Annotated in this window: 19 protein-coding genes; 6 read left to right on the top strand and 13 right to left on the bottom strand. The window is 70.3% G+C overall.

Annotated elements, in window-relative coordinates; translation table 11 throughout:
- The 3 genes from H4696_RS50360 to H4696_RS31375 all read right to left on the bottom strand — a co-directional run bounded on the left by H4696_RS50360 (position 1) and on the right by H4696_RS31375 (position 1,542).
- Complete coding sequence (locus H4696_RS50360; RefSeq protein ID WP_225955851.1) at positions 1-258, bottom strand: hypothetical protein; 258 nt, start codon at positions 256-258, stop codon at positions 1-3.
- A 74-nt stretch (positions 259-332) separates the two neighbouring features.
- A complete protein-coding gene (locus H4696_RS50355; RefSeq protein WP_086859011.1) occupies positions 333-800 on the bottom strand; it encodes a nucleotidyl transferase AbiEii/AbiGii toxin family protein in 468 nt (155 codons plus the stop codon).
- A complete protein-coding gene (locus H4696_RS31375; protein WP_086858997.1) occupies positions 793-1,542 on the bottom strand; it encodes a type IV toxin-antitoxin system AbiEi family antitoxin domain-containing protein in 750 nt (249 codons plus the stop codon). The genes H4696_RS50355 and H4696_RS31375 overlap by 8 nt, the downstream gene beginning before the upstream one ends.
- A 126-nt stretch (positions 1,543-1,668) precedes the next feature.
- Here H4696_RS31375 and H4696_RS31370 point away from each other — a divergent pair, with 126 nt between their 5' ends.
- Positions 1,669-2,226, top strand: a complete 558-nt coding sequence (locus tag H4696_RS31370; protein WP_086858996.1) for a cadmium resistance transporter — start codon at positions 1,669-1,671, stop codon at positions 2,224-2,226.
- Here the strand turns inward: H4696_RS31370 and H4696_RS31365 are convergent.
- A complete protein-coding gene (locus H4696_RS31365) occupies positions 2,223-2,930 on the bottom strand; it encodes an ABC transporter permease (protein WP_086858995.1) in 708 nt (235 codons plus the stop codon). The genes H4696_RS31370 and H4696_RS31365 overlap by 4 nt on opposite strands.
- The gene (locus tag H4696_RS31360; protein WP_086858994.1) at positions 2,927-3,619 is read right to left on the bottom strand and encodes an ABC transporter permease; all 693 of its coding nucleotides are present in this window, start codon (positions 3,617-3,619) and stop codon (positions 2,927-2,929) included. The genes H4696_RS31365 and H4696_RS31360 overlap by 4 nt, the downstream gene beginning before the upstream one ends.
- 139 nt (positions 3,620-3,758) lie before the next feature.
- Here H4696_RS31360 and H4696_RS31355 point away from each other — a divergent pair, with 139 nt between their 5' ends.
- Entirely contained in the window at positions 3,759-4,682 is a 924-nt protein-coding gene (locus H4696_RS31355; RefSeq protein ID WP_086858993.1) for an ABC transporter substrate-binding protein, read from the top strand.
- Here the strand turns inward: H4696_RS31355 and H4696_RS31350 are convergent.
- Together H4696_RS31350 and H4696_RS31345 are read right to left on the bottom strand one after the other, a co-directional pair.
- Complete coding sequence (locus H4696_RS31350; protein WP_086858992.1) at positions 4,679-5,455, bottom strand: class I SAM-dependent methyltransferase; 777 nt, start codon at positions 5,453-5,455, stop codon at positions 4,679-4,681. The genes H4696_RS31355 and H4696_RS31350 overlap by 4 nt on opposite strands.
- Before the next feature lie 29 nt (positions 5,456-5,484).
- Positions 5,485-5,967, bottom strand: coding sequence for a MarR family transcriptional regulator (locus H4696_RS31345; protein ID WP_086858991.1), 483 nt, complete (start codon positions 5,965-5,967; stop codon positions 5,485-5,487).
- 50 nt (positions 5,968-6,017) lie between these two features.
- Here H4696_RS31345 and H4696_RS31340 point away from each other — a divergent pair, with 50 nt between their 5' ends.
- Together H4696_RS31340 and H4696_RS31335 are read left to right on the top strand one after the other, a co-directional pair.
- Positions 6,018-6,452 carry an SRPBCC family protein gene (locus H4696_RS31340; protein ID WP_086858990.1) on the top strand — a complete coding sequence of 145 codons (435 nt, stop codon included), beginning with the start codon at positions 6,018-6,020 and terminating at the stop codon, positions 6,450-6,452.
- A 95-nt stretch (positions 6,453-6,547) separates the two neighbouring features.
- Positions 6,548-7,564: an NADP-dependent oxidoreductase gene (locus tag H4696_RS31335; RefSeq protein ID WP_086858989.1), complete on the top strand. Its 1,017-nt coding sequence runs from the start codon at positions 6,548-6,550 to the stop codon at positions 7,562-7,564.
- Here the strand turns inward: H4696_RS31335 and H4696_RS31330 are convergent.
- The gene (locus H4696_RS31330) at positions 7,561-8,184 is read right to left on the bottom strand and encodes a haloacid dehalogenase type II (RefSeq protein WP_338064905.1); all 624 of its coding nucleotides are present in this window, start codon (positions 8,182-8,184) and stop codon (positions 7,561-7,563) included. The two genes, H4696_RS31335 and H4696_RS31330, sit on opposite strands and share 4 nt — an antisense overlap.
- A gap of 69 nt (positions 8,185-8,253) precedes the next feature.
- Here H4696_RS31330 and H4696_RS51320 point away from each other — a divergent pair, with 69 nt between their 5' ends.
- Positions 8,254-8,586 (top strand): ArsR/SmtB family transcription factor, encoded by a 333-nt coding sequence (locus tag H4696_RS51320; protein WP_169734951.1) that lies wholly within the window; start codon positions 8,254-8,256, stop codon positions 8,584-8,586.
- Here the strand turns inward: H4696_RS51320 and H4696_RS31320 are convergent.
- Positions 8,555-9,169, bottom strand: a complete 615-nt coding sequence (locus H4696_RS31320) for a pyridoxamine 5'-phosphate oxidase family protein (RefSeq protein WP_086858986.1) — start codon at positions 9,167-9,169, stop codon at positions 8,555-8,557. The two genes, H4696_RS51320 and H4696_RS31320, sit on opposite strands and share 32 nt — an antisense overlap.
- A 9-nt stretch (positions 9,170-9,178) precedes the next feature.
- On the bottom strand, positions 9,179-9,790 hold the full coding sequence (locus H4696_RS31315; RefSeq protein ID WP_086858985.1) for a TetR/AcrR family transcriptional regulator: 612 nt from the start codon (positions 9,788-9,790) through the stop codon (positions 9,179-9,181).
- Positions 9,791-9,882: 92 nt separating this feature from the next.
- Between H4696_RS31315 and H4696_RS31310 the strand changes: the two genes are divergently transcribed.
- Positions 9,883-10,932, top strand: a complete 1,050-nt coding sequence (locus H4696_RS31310) for an NAD(P)-dependent alcohol dehydrogenase (RefSeq protein ID WP_086858984.1) — start codon at positions 9,883-9,885, stop codon at positions 10,930-10,932.
- Between the two features lie 20 nt (positions 10,933-10,952).
- Here the strand turns inward: H4696_RS31310 and purU are convergent, their stop codons facing one another.
- The 3 genes from purU to H4696_RS31295 are packed head-to-tail and all read right to left on the bottom strand — an operon-like array spanning position 10,953 to position 13,052.
- On the bottom strand, positions 10,953-11,819 hold the full coding sequence (purU, locus tag H4696_RS31305) for a formyltetrahydrofolate deformylase (protein WP_086858983.1): 867 nt from the start codon (positions 11,817-11,819) through the stop codon (positions 10,953-10,955).
- 23 nt (positions 11,820-11,842) lie between these two features.
- A complete protein-coding gene (locus H4696_RS31300) occupies positions 11,843-12,454 on the bottom strand; it encodes a maleylpyruvate isomerase family mycothiol-dependent enzyme (protein ID WP_086858982.1) in 612 nt (203 codons plus the stop codon).
- Complete coding sequence (locus H4696_RS31295) at positions 12,351-13,052, bottom strand: DedA family protein (protein WP_086859010.1); 702 nt, start codon at positions 13,050-13,052, stop codon at positions 12,351-12,353. The genes H4696_RS31300 and H4696_RS31295 overlap by 104 nt, the downstream gene beginning before the upstream one ends.
- Between the last annotated feature and the right edge of the window lie 82 nt (positions 13,053-13,134).

The following is a 13,134-nucleotide window of genomic DNA, read 5'->3' as shown; positions in this document are numbered from 1 at the left end:
TCAGCGCCAGGCGCGCTGGTCCGGGTGCCAACGACCGGCCGGCGGGGTGGGGTGCAACAGCGGCGTGAGGAAGTCGTCGGCGAGGCCCCGGGCGTCCTTCATGTGCCGCAACTGTTCCGGCAGCTCGACGACTCTCTCGGCGATCTTCGCGTAGCCGCTCGGCCAGGTCTTCTCGTCCGGCAACCGGAAGCGCTCGGGTAGTTCGAGCACCATGCCGCGCTCCCGTCGGCGGGCGACCTCGACGCCGGGCAGGGACACCTTGAGGGCGAAGAGGATCAGATTGACGAGGTCTTTGTAGCGCGTCGACGGGTTGCCGCTTGACCGGTAACGCTCTACGTCGCGCAGATTTTCTCGGCGACGTGGTCCTCGAACGGAAAGACGTGGGTCCGCCGTGGGGCAGGTGCCCGGACAACACGACGTCGACGCTGACGCGACGGCTGAGCGGCGCGTTGCCGAACATCGCCATGAACTTGACCTTGCGGGTCGGGCGGTCGACGTGGGTCTGCCGCGGCGGCCTTCAGCGCCTCGACGGCGGCGTCGGTGCTGTCTTCGGTGCTCAAGAGGTCGACGTCCGTGGAGTACCGCGCGGCCGGCCAGCGCACTAGCATCGCCTGCCCGCCTTTGAGCACCCAATTCGCGGCGTCGTCGCCGTCGAAGACCCTCGCGATCAGCCTGCGGTGGAAGTGCAGGTCCAGCAGCTCGCTCGCCGTGCCGCCCGTCAGCTTTGCCGCGTTGTCCGCCCGGCTCTTCTGCGAGCTGATGTATGCCCGGGGGCTCGCCGGCCGCTTCGGTTCAGCCATGGACGTCACCGGTCGGTGGGGCTTTCGCCATCGCCGCGATCAATTTGGCGGCGGCGCGGGGCGGGGCGGGCCGGTGTGCCAGTTCGAGCGTGCTCGTGCCGATCCCGGCGAGCAGCTGATCGAGCAGTGCTTCCCCGTCGCCGGGACTGCGGACGCCGTAACGCAGGGCGTAGGAGCCGATCCGTGCGGCCAGTGCGTCGAGCCGGACGAGGTTGGCCAGGACGGCTTCGCGGATGATCGTGGCGATGTGACTGCCGTCGATGTGCTGGTCGAGCAAATCGCAGATCGTCCGCGCCGCGGTGGTGACCGGCAGGCCGTCGACGGCGGTGACGTCTTCTTCGGCGAGCTCGGCCGTCTTGAACCACAGGTCCGGGTCACGGCTGGTGCGGCGCCGGGGTGTGGTGAAGGTGATCCGGTCGTCGACGAGCTCGCCGAGGCCGTGCAGGCGAGCGGCGGACTGGTGGGACAGCACGCCTCCGCCGGGGTCGAGCGGTGGACGCTCCCAGGCGGCGACCCCGGGATTGAGGGCGAGCCACGCGGCTTGCTCGTCGCGGGCCGCGGTGACCGTCGCGGTGGTGGCGGCGTAGACGCCGCGGCGGACCCGGTCGAGGTAACCGGCGGTTTCCAGCCGGTGCAGCGTGGAACGGTCCACCCCGGCGACGGCGGCCTGGCGAGACGTGACCATGCCCCACTGGTCGGCGGTGAACCCGCTGACCAGTTCCAGCGCTGGTCGCATCTTCATGGGGAAACCATAGCTCAATGATGCAGCGAATGTCGCACCTCGGGTGCTACAAACGCTGATCGATGCTGCAACAGACGCTGCTAGTGTGGTCGGCGTGGTGAGAGGGCGACTCCGGCAAGGACGTGCGTGGACCTCGGCCTGATCGGGAGCGCGGCTGCCATGTTCGCCGCCACCAACATCGACGACCTCGTGCTCCTCGCCGTCTTCTTCGGCCGAGCCGCCGGACGCCGGAGCCGGCTCGAGGTCGTCGCCGGGCAGTTCCTCGGGTTCGCCGGGATCCTCGCCGTCTCGGTTGCCGGGGCGCTCGGGGCCGGGCTGCTGCCCGGTGGTGCCGTCCGGTGGCTCGGCGTGCTCCCGATCCTGCTCGGCCTGCGCGCGGCTTGGCAGGCGTTCCAAGCCGACGACGACGAACCCGCGCCGGCCGCCGGGGTGCTCGGGATCGCCCTCGTGTGCTTCGCGAACGGCGGTGACAACGTCGGCGTCTACGTTCCCGCCTTCGCCGCGAGCGGGAGCCTGGCCGGGTACGTCGTCGTCTTCCTCGCCGGTGTCGCGGTCTGGTGCGTGGCCGGGCGGTTCCTCGCGACCCGGCCCGCCGTCGCGCCGGTTCTCGCCCGCTACGGGCACGTCGTGCTGCCCGTGGTGCTCGTCGGGCTCGGGGTGCTGATCCTCGCCGGGGTCTTCTAGCGGCGGGCGTTCTGCAGCGCGAGACCGCGGGGCGTCGCCAGGCGCGTGATCAGCGCGAACGCGCCGTCGCACAGCAGGGCCAGCAGCACCGCGGCGAGGCCGCCCGCGAAGATCTGGCCGTAGCCCTGGGCGCCCAGTGCGAAGCCGTCGACGATGTAGCGGCCGAGGCCGCCGCCGTCGTTGACGATCGCGCCGATCGCCACCGTCGCGATCAGCTGGAGGAACGAGACCCGGGCGCCCGCCAGGATCACCGGGGACGCCAGGGGGAGCTCCAGGCGGAGCATGATCTGCCACTCGCGGTAGCCCGTGCCGCGGGCGGCGTCGACCGTCTCCTGCTCCAGGGACACCACGCCCGCGTACGTGTTGGTGAACAGCGGCGGCATCGCCAGCGCCACCAGCGCCAGCAGGAGCGGCCAGAACGTCGTGTCCAGCTCCCAGCGGCTCGCCAGGAACCAGAACAGGATGATCAGCCCGAAGCTCGGGATCGCGCGCCCGATGTTGACCGCGCTGCTCGCCAGGAACGCGCCACGGCGGTAGTGGGCCAGCCACAGCGCCAGCGGGATCGTCAGCAGCGCCGCGATCGCCAGTGCCAGCAGGGAAAACCTCAGGTGCTCCACCGTCCGGTACGGGACGCCCGCCTTGTCCGTCCAGCTCCAGCGGTTCGGGTCCGCGAGCCAGGCGTTCAGCTGGTCGAAGAAGCTCATCGCGCCTTCCGGGTCCAGGGCGCCAGCACCCGCTCGCTGAGCCACAGCAGGAGGTCCACGACCACCGCCAGCACCACCGACAGCCCCACGCCGACGATGATCTCCGTCGGGTTGGGCGTCGCCGTCTGGATGCCGTGGCGGATGAAGTAGCCCAGGCCGCCGAGGCCGAGCATCGACGTCACCGTGACCAGGCCGATGGTCGTCACCGCCGCGACCCGCAGGCCGGCGATCACCACCGGCAGCGCGAGCGGCAGCTCGATCTGCCACAGCAGCCTGCCGCGCGTGTACCCCATGCCGATCGCGGCTTCGCGGACTTCGTTCGGTACCTGGTCGACGCCGGTGACGATGTTGCGGACGAGGATCAGCAGCGTGTACGTCGCCAGCGGGATCACCGCCGACACGAACGACAGCCCGAAGAACGGCACCAGCACGGCGAAGGCGCCCAGGCTCGGGATCACGTACAACGCGCCCGCCGCGCTCAGGATGAAGCCGTAGGACCAGCGGAAGCGCAAGGACAACAGGGCCAGCCCGATCGAGACCACCAGACCGGCGCCGAGCGCGACGCCGGTCAGCGAGATGTGTTCGACCAGGCGCTGGACGATGTCGTCGGCGTTGCGGTCGACCCACTTCCACTGGAAGATCGGCGGTCCGCTGTCGGCGGCCAGCGGCGTCACCGCGCTCGAGTGCACCCGGCGACCTTACCCCGATCGGGCCGCTCGAATTCCGAACGCTGGGAAATCGGGCGGTCTTCTCCCAACATGTGGATAGTTGTCGGTGGGCGGCGCTAGGGTCCTTTCGTCTGTTCGAGTGACGAGGGAGTGGGGATTCGTGCGCTGGTTCCGGAACGCGTCCGTGGTGGCGGTGGCCGTCGCGGCGACGCTCGGCTTGGCCGCCTGTGGTGGTGGCGGCGACAGCGGTGACAAGCCCGCCGCGCAGAGCAAGGGCGGGGCGCCGATCGTCGTCGCCTCCTTCAACTTCACCGACAGCCAGATCCTCGCCGAGATCTACGCCCAGGCGCTGGAGGCGAAGGGCTACCCGGTGACGAAGAAGCTGAACCTGGGCTCGCGGGAGCTGATCTACCCGTCCCTGAAGTCCGGCGAACTCCAGTTCGTCCCGGAGTACCAGGGCGCGGCGATCACCACCGGCTTCGGCAAGGAGGCGGGCAAGACCGCGCAGGAGGAGCACGACCAGCTGGCCAAGCTGTTCGAGCCCAGCGGGGTCGGGCTGCTGAACTTCGCCGCCGCCGAGGACAAGAACACCTACATCGTCAAGTCGGACCTGGCCAAGGAAAAGGGCATCGCGTCCATCAGCGACCTGAAGAAGCTCGACAAGGTCGTCATGGCGGGCCCGCCGGAGTGCGAGAAGCGCCTCCCGTGCTTCCTCGGCTTCAAGGAGACGTACAAGCTCACGAACGCGACCTTCCAGACCATCCAGGAAGCCGGGCCGCGGGTCGAGCAGCTCAAGTCCGGTGCCGTCACGGTCATCCCGGTCGACTCGGTCAGCCCGCTGACCGGCGACTCGAACTACACGGTGCTCAAGGACGACCTGAACATCGTCCCGACCGAGAACGTCGTGCCGGCGGTGAACAAGAAGGTGCTCGACGAGCGCGGCGCCGACTTCGCGAACGCCGTCAACGCGGTGAGCGCGAAGCTGACCACCGACGTCATGCGGGACCTGAACAAGCGCGTCGACTCCGATGGCGAAAAGGCCGAAGACGTCGCGAAGGACTGGCTGGCGCAGGCCGGTCTCTAAGCGGTACCGCGCACGACCCAGGCGCTCGCCGAGAGCGGGATCGACCCGTCCGGGTTCGTGGGCAGGCGGCTGCGCAGGAGTTCACGGATCTGGTCCCGGCGGGCCTCGGGGAGTGTCGCGAGGTACGCCGGGGCCGGGCCCTGCGCGCCGAGGAACGGCTGCCAGTAGTCGTCGAAGTCCCGGAACACCGTGGGGATCTTGATCTCTCCCACGGACACCGCCGCGAAGCCCGCTTCCGTCCACAAGCGACCGAGCGGTTCCGGGCGGCACAGCGGGAACCGGCGGCCTTCGTGCTCCTCGGCGATCGCCGGGTCCAGTTCGGCCGCGGTGTCCCAGAAGAGCCGGATCAGCTCCATGCCCTCGGCGAGATCCCACAGGTACGCCGCCGCCAGCCCGCCCGGCGCCGTCACCCGGGCGATCTCCGCCGCCGCGCGGGCCGGCTCCGGGACGAAGTTCAGGACCAGCCCCGACACGACCACGTCGAAGCGGTCGTCGGGGAACGGGAGCTCGCGGGCGTCGGCGACCTCGAATGACGCCCGCGGATCCGTCACCGACTCGCGAGCCGTCTTGAGGAAGCCCTCGGACGGGTCGACTCCCGCGACCTCCGCCGGGTCGGCCGCGGTCAGGACCGCCGAGGTCAGGGCGCCGGTGCCGCAGCCGACGTCGAGCCAGCGCCGGCTCGCCGGGACGTCGAGCTGCCGGACGAACGTCTCCGCGATCCGGCGGCTCCACCGTCCGATGTAGGCCTCGTACGCGTCGCCTGACTGCCACATGCGCTGAAGTACAGCACAAAAACCGCTGGTCAGCCGTTAGCGAGATCACCCGTCGCCGTGTGACCGGCCGACGTCGCCCGCCGCAGGAACCCGGCGATCAACGCCAGTTCCTCTTCGCTGTAGTCCGCGCACAGCTCGTCCATCGCCGTGTTCATGCCCGCGTAGAGCCGGAACAGCTCGCCGTTGCGGCCGCGGATCGCGCGGACCGCCACCGCGCGCCGGTCGGCCGCCTCCGGGTCGCGGTCGCGGACGATCCAGCCGCCCTTCTGCAGGCGGTCGAGGATGCCGGTCATCGTCGCCGGGTGCAGCCCCGCCCGGCGAGCCAGCGCGCTCGGGCTCAGCGGGCCGTGGCGGGCGATCAGCTCGAGGCAGTCCAGGTCGACGTCCTTCAGTGCCAAGTGGGCGCTGACCTGGTGGTTCAGCAGGGAAAGCTGGTTGCGCAGCTCGCGCAGCGACTCCTTGAGCGCCACGGTGGCGCGCCGCCGACCGGTGGCGTCCGGAGTGGCACTCATGGGGGTCAGCCTACTGTGGTCACGATCGATATCTCGGGCTAAGGAGTGAAATGGGAAAGGTCACGGCCACCGCGGAGCGCACGATCGACGCTCCGGCCGACAAGGTGCGCGCGCTCGTCGCCGACTACGCCGAAACGCGCCCGAAGCTGCTCACCGAGCACTACCGCGACTACGAGGTCACCGAAGGCGGTGTCGGTGCCGGGACCAAGGCCGGCTGGAAGCTGCAGGCGACGTCCAAGCGCGTGCGGGACGTCAAGGCCACGGTCACCGAGCCGAAGCCGGGCACGCTCGTCGAGACCGACGCGAACTCGAGCATGGTCACCACTTGGACGGTCACCGAAGCGGGTGAGCGCAGCGTGGTCCGGATCGAGACTTCGTGGGACGGTGCCGGGGGTATCGGCGGCTTCTTCGAGAAGACCTTCGCGCCCGGCGGCCTGAAGAAGATTTACGACGGGGTGCTGGGAAAGCTTGCCGAGATCGTGTGACCAGTCACAGACGGAATGCTCGCCCCGGTTAGCTCGTTGATCCGGGTGGAATCCGGGGCGCCTGCCCCGCTTCGACCGACTTGAGGAGTTCGACGGTGAACGCACCCACCCAGGCGACCGAAATCCGGCTCGCGTCCCGCCCGCACGGTGTCCCCACGCAGGACAACTTCGAGATCGTGGACACCGAGATCCCCACGGCGGGCGAGGGTCAGATCCTGGTGCGCAACCTGGTCATGAGCGTCGACCCGGCCATGCGCGGCCGCATGCGGGACGTGAAGTCCTACGCGCCGCCGTTCGAGGTCGGCGAGGTCATGTCCGGCGGCGCGGTCGGCGAGGTCGTCGAGTCGAACGTCGACGACGTCAAGCCGGGTGACCACGTGCTGCACCAGGCCGGCTGGCGCACGCACGCCGTCCTTGACGCCAAGCGCTTCGTCAAGGTGGACGGCGACGCCGCGCCGCTGTCGACCTACCTCGGCGTGCTCGGCATGCCGGGTCTCACCGCGTACGCGGGCCTGCTGGAGTCGGCCGAGTTCAAGCCGGGCGACACGGTGTTCGTCTCCGGCGCGGCCGGCGCGGTCGGCTCGCTCGTCGGGCAGCTCGCGAAGCTGAAGGGCGCCAAGCGGGTCATCGGCTCGGCGGGTTCGGCGGAGAAGGTCCGCCACCTGATCGACGACCTCGGCTTCGACGCGGCCTTCAACTACAAGGACGGCCCGGTCGCCGAGCAGCTGCACGCCGCGGCGCCCGAGGGCATCGACGTCTACTTCGACAACGTCGGCGGCGAGCACCTCGAAGCCGCGATCGACGCGATCAACCTGCACGGCCGGATCGCCGTCTGCGGGATGATCTCCCAGTACAACGCCACCGAGGCGACCCCGGCGCCGCGCAACCTCGCGCAGATCATCGCCAAGCGGATCACCATCCGCGGCCTGCTGGTGCTCGACCACTGGGGCCTGCAGCAGCAGTTCGTCAGCGAGGTCGCGCCGCTGGTCCAGTCCGGGCAGATCAAGTACTCGGAGACTTTCGTGGACGGCATCCGCAACGCGCCCGAGGCGTTCCTCGGCCTGCTGTCCGGGGCCAACACCGGCAAGATGCTGGTCCGCATCGCCGACTAGAGCAGTTTGGCCAGCTCCGGCAGGGTCGACGCGGTGTAGGTGGGCGCGGGCGAACCGGGCAGCGGGTGGACGCCGGGACGGGTGAGCAACGCCGTCTCGAGGCCCGCCGCCTGGGCGCCCGCGATGTCCCAGTCGTGCGCCGCGATCATCAGCGCCCGTTCCCCGGGGTAGGCGGCCACGACCTGGCGGTACGGCTCGGGCGCCGGCTTGAGCCTGCCGACCTGCTCGGCCGAGAAGATCCGGTCGAGCAGTGGCGCCAGCCCGGCGTTCTGCAGCTGCGCCTCGGCGGTGGCGAGCGGCGAGTTCGTCAGGGCGACGAGCGTGTGGCCGTTTTCGCGCAGCTTCGCCAGGCCGGGCTCGACGTCCGGGTGGGCCGGCAGCGACCGCAGGCCCGCGGCGACCTTCGCGAGGTCCACTTCGCGTCCATGCCGGGCCGCGACCTCGACGGCGGCCGCCCCCGCGATGCCCGCGAAGTCCTGGTAGCCACCGGTCGCCGTCACGGTCAGGACGGTGTGGATGGCCAGCCCGAACCACTCGCGGCGCAGCTCGGGGCCGCCGATGGTGGCGTCGATCGCCGACAGGTCGAGCAGGGTCTCGTTGACGTCGAAGACGCACAGCATGCGGGCTCCGGAGGTTCGAAGGTTGTCGTACCTCGTCGAAGGTACGACAGCTGTCGTACCATGTCCAGCATGCCCGGTGAACTGCCGATCCCGGAGATGGCCGACGTCGACCTCGGCGCGGTCCTGTCCGCCCTCGCCGACCCGCACCGCCGCGCGGTGGTGCTGGAACTCGTGGCCGGGGACGGCGTCGAGCGCGCGTGCTCGTCGTTCCCGCTGCCGATCGCCAAGTCGACCCGGACGCACCACTGGCGCGTGCTGCGCGAAGCCGGCCTGGTCCGCCAGCGCGACGCGGGCAACGGCACGTTCGTGCGGCTGCGCCGGGACGAGTTCGACGCGCGGTTCCCCGGCCTGCTCGACGTCGTCGCCGGGATCAGTACTGCTGGGTCAGCGCCCGTTCGTTGAGGTCCGCGTCCAGCTCGTCCGCCGAGATCGGGAGCGCCATCTGATCGCGCAGGATCGTGCCGAGCGAAGGCAGTGCCGAACGCTCCGGCCAGGTCGCCGGATCCCACAGCGACGACCGCAGGAACGCCTTCGCGCAGTGCATATACAGCTCTTCGACCTCGACGACCACCGCGAGCTTCGGCCGCTTCCCCTGCACGACGAGGTCGTCGAAGAAAGGTGCGTCCGACACCAGCTTCGCGCGGCCGTTGACCCGGAGCGTCTCGTTCATCCCCGGCACCAGGAACAGCAGACCGGCGTGCGGGTTGTCGACGATGTTGCGGAAGCTGTCGACCAGCTTGTTGCCCGGGCGGTCGGCGAGCACCAGCGTCTTCTCGTCGAGCACCAGGACCGAGCCCGCCGGGTCGCCACGCGGGGAGACGTCGCAGCGGCCGTCCGGGGACGACGTCGCCAGCAGCACGAACGGCGAGTGCTCGATCAGGGTGCGCGCGTGCTCGTCGATCCGGTCGATGATCTTCTTCTGCGTCCGCTCGGCGACCTCGCCGACGACTTCCCGCAGGGCTTCGTGTGAGTCGATGATCCCCATGCGCCCAAGCTAGCGCGTACCACCGACAGTCCGGCCCGCGATGACGATCCGAGCGGCCTCAGTGGACTTCTGCACGACCAGGTCCACCGAATACCCGTGCTTCACGAAGACGCCGTCGAGCTGGAACGTGCCGTAGCCGTGTGCCTGGGTGAACAGCTGCTCCATCAGCTCCAGCGCCGTCGCGGGGTCCGGGGCGACCACCAGGCAGCGCATCAGGAACTCGTCGGTCAGCTTCCGGGTCTGCTCGTGCAGCGCGACGTGCTCGGGGCCGTGCAGGCCGTCGGCGTAGAGGACGTTCATCCCCGCCCGGCGCTCGATCAGGTAGCGCGTGTACGCGCCCGCCGCCGCGGCCAGGGCGTCCACCGGATCCGAGTGCTCCGCGGCCGCCGAAGCAACGCGCTCGGCGAGCTGGCAGGCGATGTTCGCCGCGACCTCGGCCAGCAGGCTCTCGCGGTCGGCGAAGTGCCGGTAGGGCGCGCCGGCGCTGACCTTCGCCCGCCGTGCGACCTCGGCGACCGAGAAGCCGGCGAGGCCCTGCTCGGCGATGAGGTCCAGTGACACGCGCACGAGCTCGCCGCGGAGGTCGCCGTGGTGGTACTTGCCGCCCATGACCTGGATCACATCTCTCGTTCGAAATATGTAAGACCCCTCTTACGTAGAACATGTAAGAGGCCTCTCACGAGGTCCAACGGTACTTGAACACGGAGGGTTCCATGAGCACGACCACGAACGCCATCGCCGCTCCGGCGCCCGGTGCGCCGCTGGCGCCGACCACGATCGAGCGCCGTGACCTGCGTCCCGACGACGTCCTGATCGACATCGCCTACGCGGGCATCTGCCACAGCGACATCCACCAGGCCAAGGAGGACTGGGGCCAGGCGATCTTCCCGATGGTCCCGGGTCACGAGATCGCCGGCGTCGTCGCCGCGGTCGGATCGGACGTCACGAAGTACCAGGTCGGCGACCGGGTCGGCGTCGGGTGCATGGTCGACTCCTGCGGTGAGTGCGAGTACTGCCGGGCGGGCACCGAGCAGTTCTGCGTCAAGGGCAACGTCCAGACCTACAACGGCGTCGGCTTCGACGGCGAGAACACCTACGGCGGCTACAGCAACCAGATCGTCGTGAAGGACGCCTTCGTCTGCCGCATCCCGGAGGGCATCGACCTCGACGTCGCCGCGCCGCTGCTGTGCGCGGGCATCACCACCTACTCACCGCTCAACCACTGGGGCGCCGGCCCCGGCAAGAAGGTCGCCGTGATCGGCCTCGGCGGGCTCGGGCACATGGGCGTCAAGATCGCCGCCGCGATGGGCGCCGAGGTCACCGTGCTGAGCCAGAGCCTCAAGAAGCAGGAAGACGGCCTCAAGCTCGGCGCGACCGACTACTACGCGACCAGCGACGAAGCGACGTTCGACGTGCTCAAGGGCAAGTTCGACGTCATCCTCAACACCGTGTCGGCCAAGCTGCCGATCGACGCCTACCTCGGCCTGCTGAAGGTCGGCGGCGCGATGGTGAACGTCGGCGCGCCCGGAGAGCCGCTGAACTACAACGCCTTCTCGCTGCTGGGCGGCAACAAGGTGCTGGCCGGCTCGATGATCGGCGGCATCGCCGAGACCCAGGAGATGCTGGACTTCTGCGCGGAGCACGGCATCGGCGCGGAGATCGAGACGATCCCGGCGGACAAGGTTAACGAGGCCTACGAGCGCGTCGAGAACTCCGACGTGCGCTACCGGTTCGTCATCGACGCCAAGACGATCGGCGCCTGATCCCGGGCACGGCAACCGCGTCAGAACACCACGGTGCGGTTGCCGTGCACCAGCACCCGGTTCTCCAGGTGCCAGCGCAGGCCGCGGGCCAGCGTCACCTTCTCGATGTCGCGGCCCTTGCGGACCATGTCCTCGACCGAGTCGCCGTGGTCGACGCGGATGACGTCCTGCTCGATGATCGGGCCCGCGTCGAGGTCCGCCGTCACGTAGTGGCAGGTCGCGCCGACCAGCTTCACGCCGCGGGTGTGCGCCTGGTGGTACGGCTTCGCGCCGATGAACGACGGCAGGAAGCTGTGGTGGATGTTGATCGCGCGGCCGGCCCAGTCGCGGCACAGGTCCGCGGGCAGGATCTGCATGAACCGGGCCAGCACCACCGCGTGCGGGTCGTGCTCGTCGACCAGCTTCCGCACCTGCTCGAACGCCGCTTCCTTGCCGCCGGCCGGGAACGGCACGTGGTGGAACGGGATGCCGTGCGCGCGGGTGATGTCGGCGAGCGACTCGTGATTGCCGATCACCGCCGCGATGTCGACGTCGAGCTCGCCGGACGCGACCCGGCCGAGCAGGTCGTACAGGCAGTGCCCGGCCTTCGAGACGAGCACCACCGCGCGGCGCCGCTCACCGGTGTCGCTGACCTGCCAGCTCGACTCGGCGGACAGGTCCGCGGCCACCTCGCCGAAGCGGGCGCGCAGCTCGTCGGCGTCGAACGGCAGGGAGTCGGCCCGGACGACCTGGCGGGTGAAGAACCAGCCGGTGTCCGGGTCGGTGTGGTAGGCCGCTTCGACGATCCAGCCGCCGTGCTCGGCGAGGAACCCGGAGATCCGGGCGATGATGCCGGTGCGGTCGGGGCAGCCGAAGGTGATGACGTAGCGGCGTTCGGGAGCGGTCACGACGGCATTCTCCCCCGGGCCGGTCAGACCGCGGGGAGCCGGTCCCCGCGCAGCACCGCCTGGTGGGGGCGGCCGTACAGGGCCCGGTAGACGTCGTCGGCGGCGCCGGACACCTCGGTCGCCGGGGCGCCGACGGTCCACGTCCGTTCCGGTGTCGTGACCCGCACGCCGATGGCGAAGCCGAGGCGCGGAGCGAGGTACGTCAGGAACTCGTCGATGCCGTCGTTCGCGAACTCGGGGGAGAAGCGGGTCTGCGGGGCGGCCGCGAGGGCGGATTCGGCGTCGAGGCGGTGGATCGCCGTCTCGTGCGCCATCCGCCGCGTCCAGTCGCCGACCGTCGAGGCGAAGCCCGGGTACGGCGAAAACGCGGGGGCTTCCGGGTTCCGGCCCAGTGCTTCGCGCAGGGCCAGGCGCTGGCCGTCCCACCAGCCGAGGACGTCGTCCCAGCCCGGCGGCGGAGCCGGTTTCGCCGGCTGGTTCACCGCCAGGCTGACGACCAGGCCGTGCACGAACGCGATGTGCGTCACCAGGTCATGGACAGTCCACTTCGGACAGTTCGGCACCGGGGCCGCCGGGCCGGCTGTCAGCGCCGCCCGCTTCAGCGCGTCGGCGTGGACGTCGATCGCTTCGAGCATGGGCCGACCGTAGCCGCCGGCCGGCTTCGATGGCGAAGACCAGGCCCAGGCCGAGGCTGAAGGACAGCAGCAGGCCCTTGCCCGGCTCGTCGGCGAAGGCGGCGCCGCCGGCGAGGCCGATCAGCACGCTGTAGACCGCCCAGATCGCCGCGCCGGCGAGGTCGAGCACGACGAACCTCGGCAGCGGGTACCCCAGGCTGCCGTTCGCGAGCGAGCTGGCGACGCGCCCGCCGGGCAGGTAACGGGCGGCGATGATGAGCAGCCCGCCGTTGCGCCGCACCTGGTCGCGCGCCCATTCGTAGCGCCGCTGCCCCTCGGGCCCGCGTTGCAGCCGCGCGATCGCCCGCGGCCCGGCGGACCGCCCGACGGCGTACCCGAGGCAGTCGCCCGCCCACGCCCCGCCGGCCGCGACCGTGGCGAGCAGGGTCAGCTGCGCGGGATCGGGTCCGAGCAGGACCGCGACGGTGACGACCGTCGTCTCGCTGGGCATGAACGGCAGCAAGGCGTCCAATCCGGACACCGCGAAGACGACCACCCACAGCCACGGCGAGCCGAGCGCGCCGCGCAGCAGCTCGGTGACCTGCCCCAGGAGTTCCACGGCTCAATGGTGATCACCGCAGGTCACTTCGGGGTGACGCAGCGGGGGTGCCCCGGTGAACAAGCGCCCCAATGTGGCGTTC

It is taken from the genome of Amycolatopsis lexingtonensis (assembly GCF_014873755.1).
In the GTDB taxonomy this organism is placed as follows: domain Bacteria; phylum Actinomycetota; class Actinomycetes; order Mycobacteriales; family Pseudonocardiaceae; genus Amycolatopsis; species Amycolatopsis lexingtonensis.
The sequence above is the reverse complement of the archived record's forward strand: the minus strand, read 5'-3'. Positions and strand labels throughout refer to the sequence as shown.

Excerpts from the sequence above, each read along its gene's own strand:
- H4696_RS31340 (WP_086858990.1), top strand. The coding sequence starts at position 6,018 with ATGGGAAAGGTCACGGCCACCGCGGAGCGCACGATCGACGCTCCGGCC.
- H4696_RS50355 (WP_086859011.1), bottom strand. The coding sequence starts at position 800 with ATGGCTGAACCGAAGCGGCCGGCGAGCCCCCGGGCATACATCAGCTCG.
- H4696_RS31365 (WP_086858995.1), bottom strand. The coding sequence starts at position 2,930 with ATGAGCTTCTTCGACCAGCTGAACGCCTGGCTCGCGGACCCGAACCGC.
- H4696_RS31300 (WP_086858982.1), bottom strand. The coding sequence starts at position 12,454 with ATGCTCGAAGCGATCGACGTCCACGCCGACGCGCTGAAGCGGGCGGCG.
- H4696_RS31330 (WP_338064905.1), bottom strand. The coding sequence starts at position 8,184 with ATGCTGTGCGTCTTCGACGTCAACGAGACCCTGCTCGACCTGTCGGCG.
- H4696_RS31310 (WP_086858984.1), top strand. The coding sequence starts at position 9,883 with ATGAGCACGACCACGAACGCCATCGCCGCTCCGGCGCCCGGTGCGCCG.
- H4696_RS31345 (WP_086858991.1), bottom strand. The coding sequence starts at position 5,967 with ATGAGTGCCACTCCGGACGCCACCGGTCGGCGGCGCGCCACCGTGGCG.
- H4696_RS51320 (WP_169734951.1), top strand. The coding sequence starts at position 8,254 with ATGCCCGGTGAACTGCCGATCCCGGAGATGGCCGACGTCGACCTCGGC.
- H4696_RS31350 (WP_086858992.1), bottom strand. The coding sequence starts at position 5,455 with ATGTGGCAGTCAGGCGACGCGTACGAGGCCTACATCGGACGGTGGAGC.
- H4696_RS31375 (WP_086858997.1), bottom strand. The coding sequence starts at position 1,542 with ATGAAGATGCGACCAGCGCTGGAACTGGTCAGCGGGTTCACCGCCGAC.
- H4696_RS31320 (WP_086858986.1), bottom strand. The coding sequence starts at position 9,169 with ATGGGGATCATCGACTCACACGAAGCCCTGCGGGAAGTCGTCGGCGAG.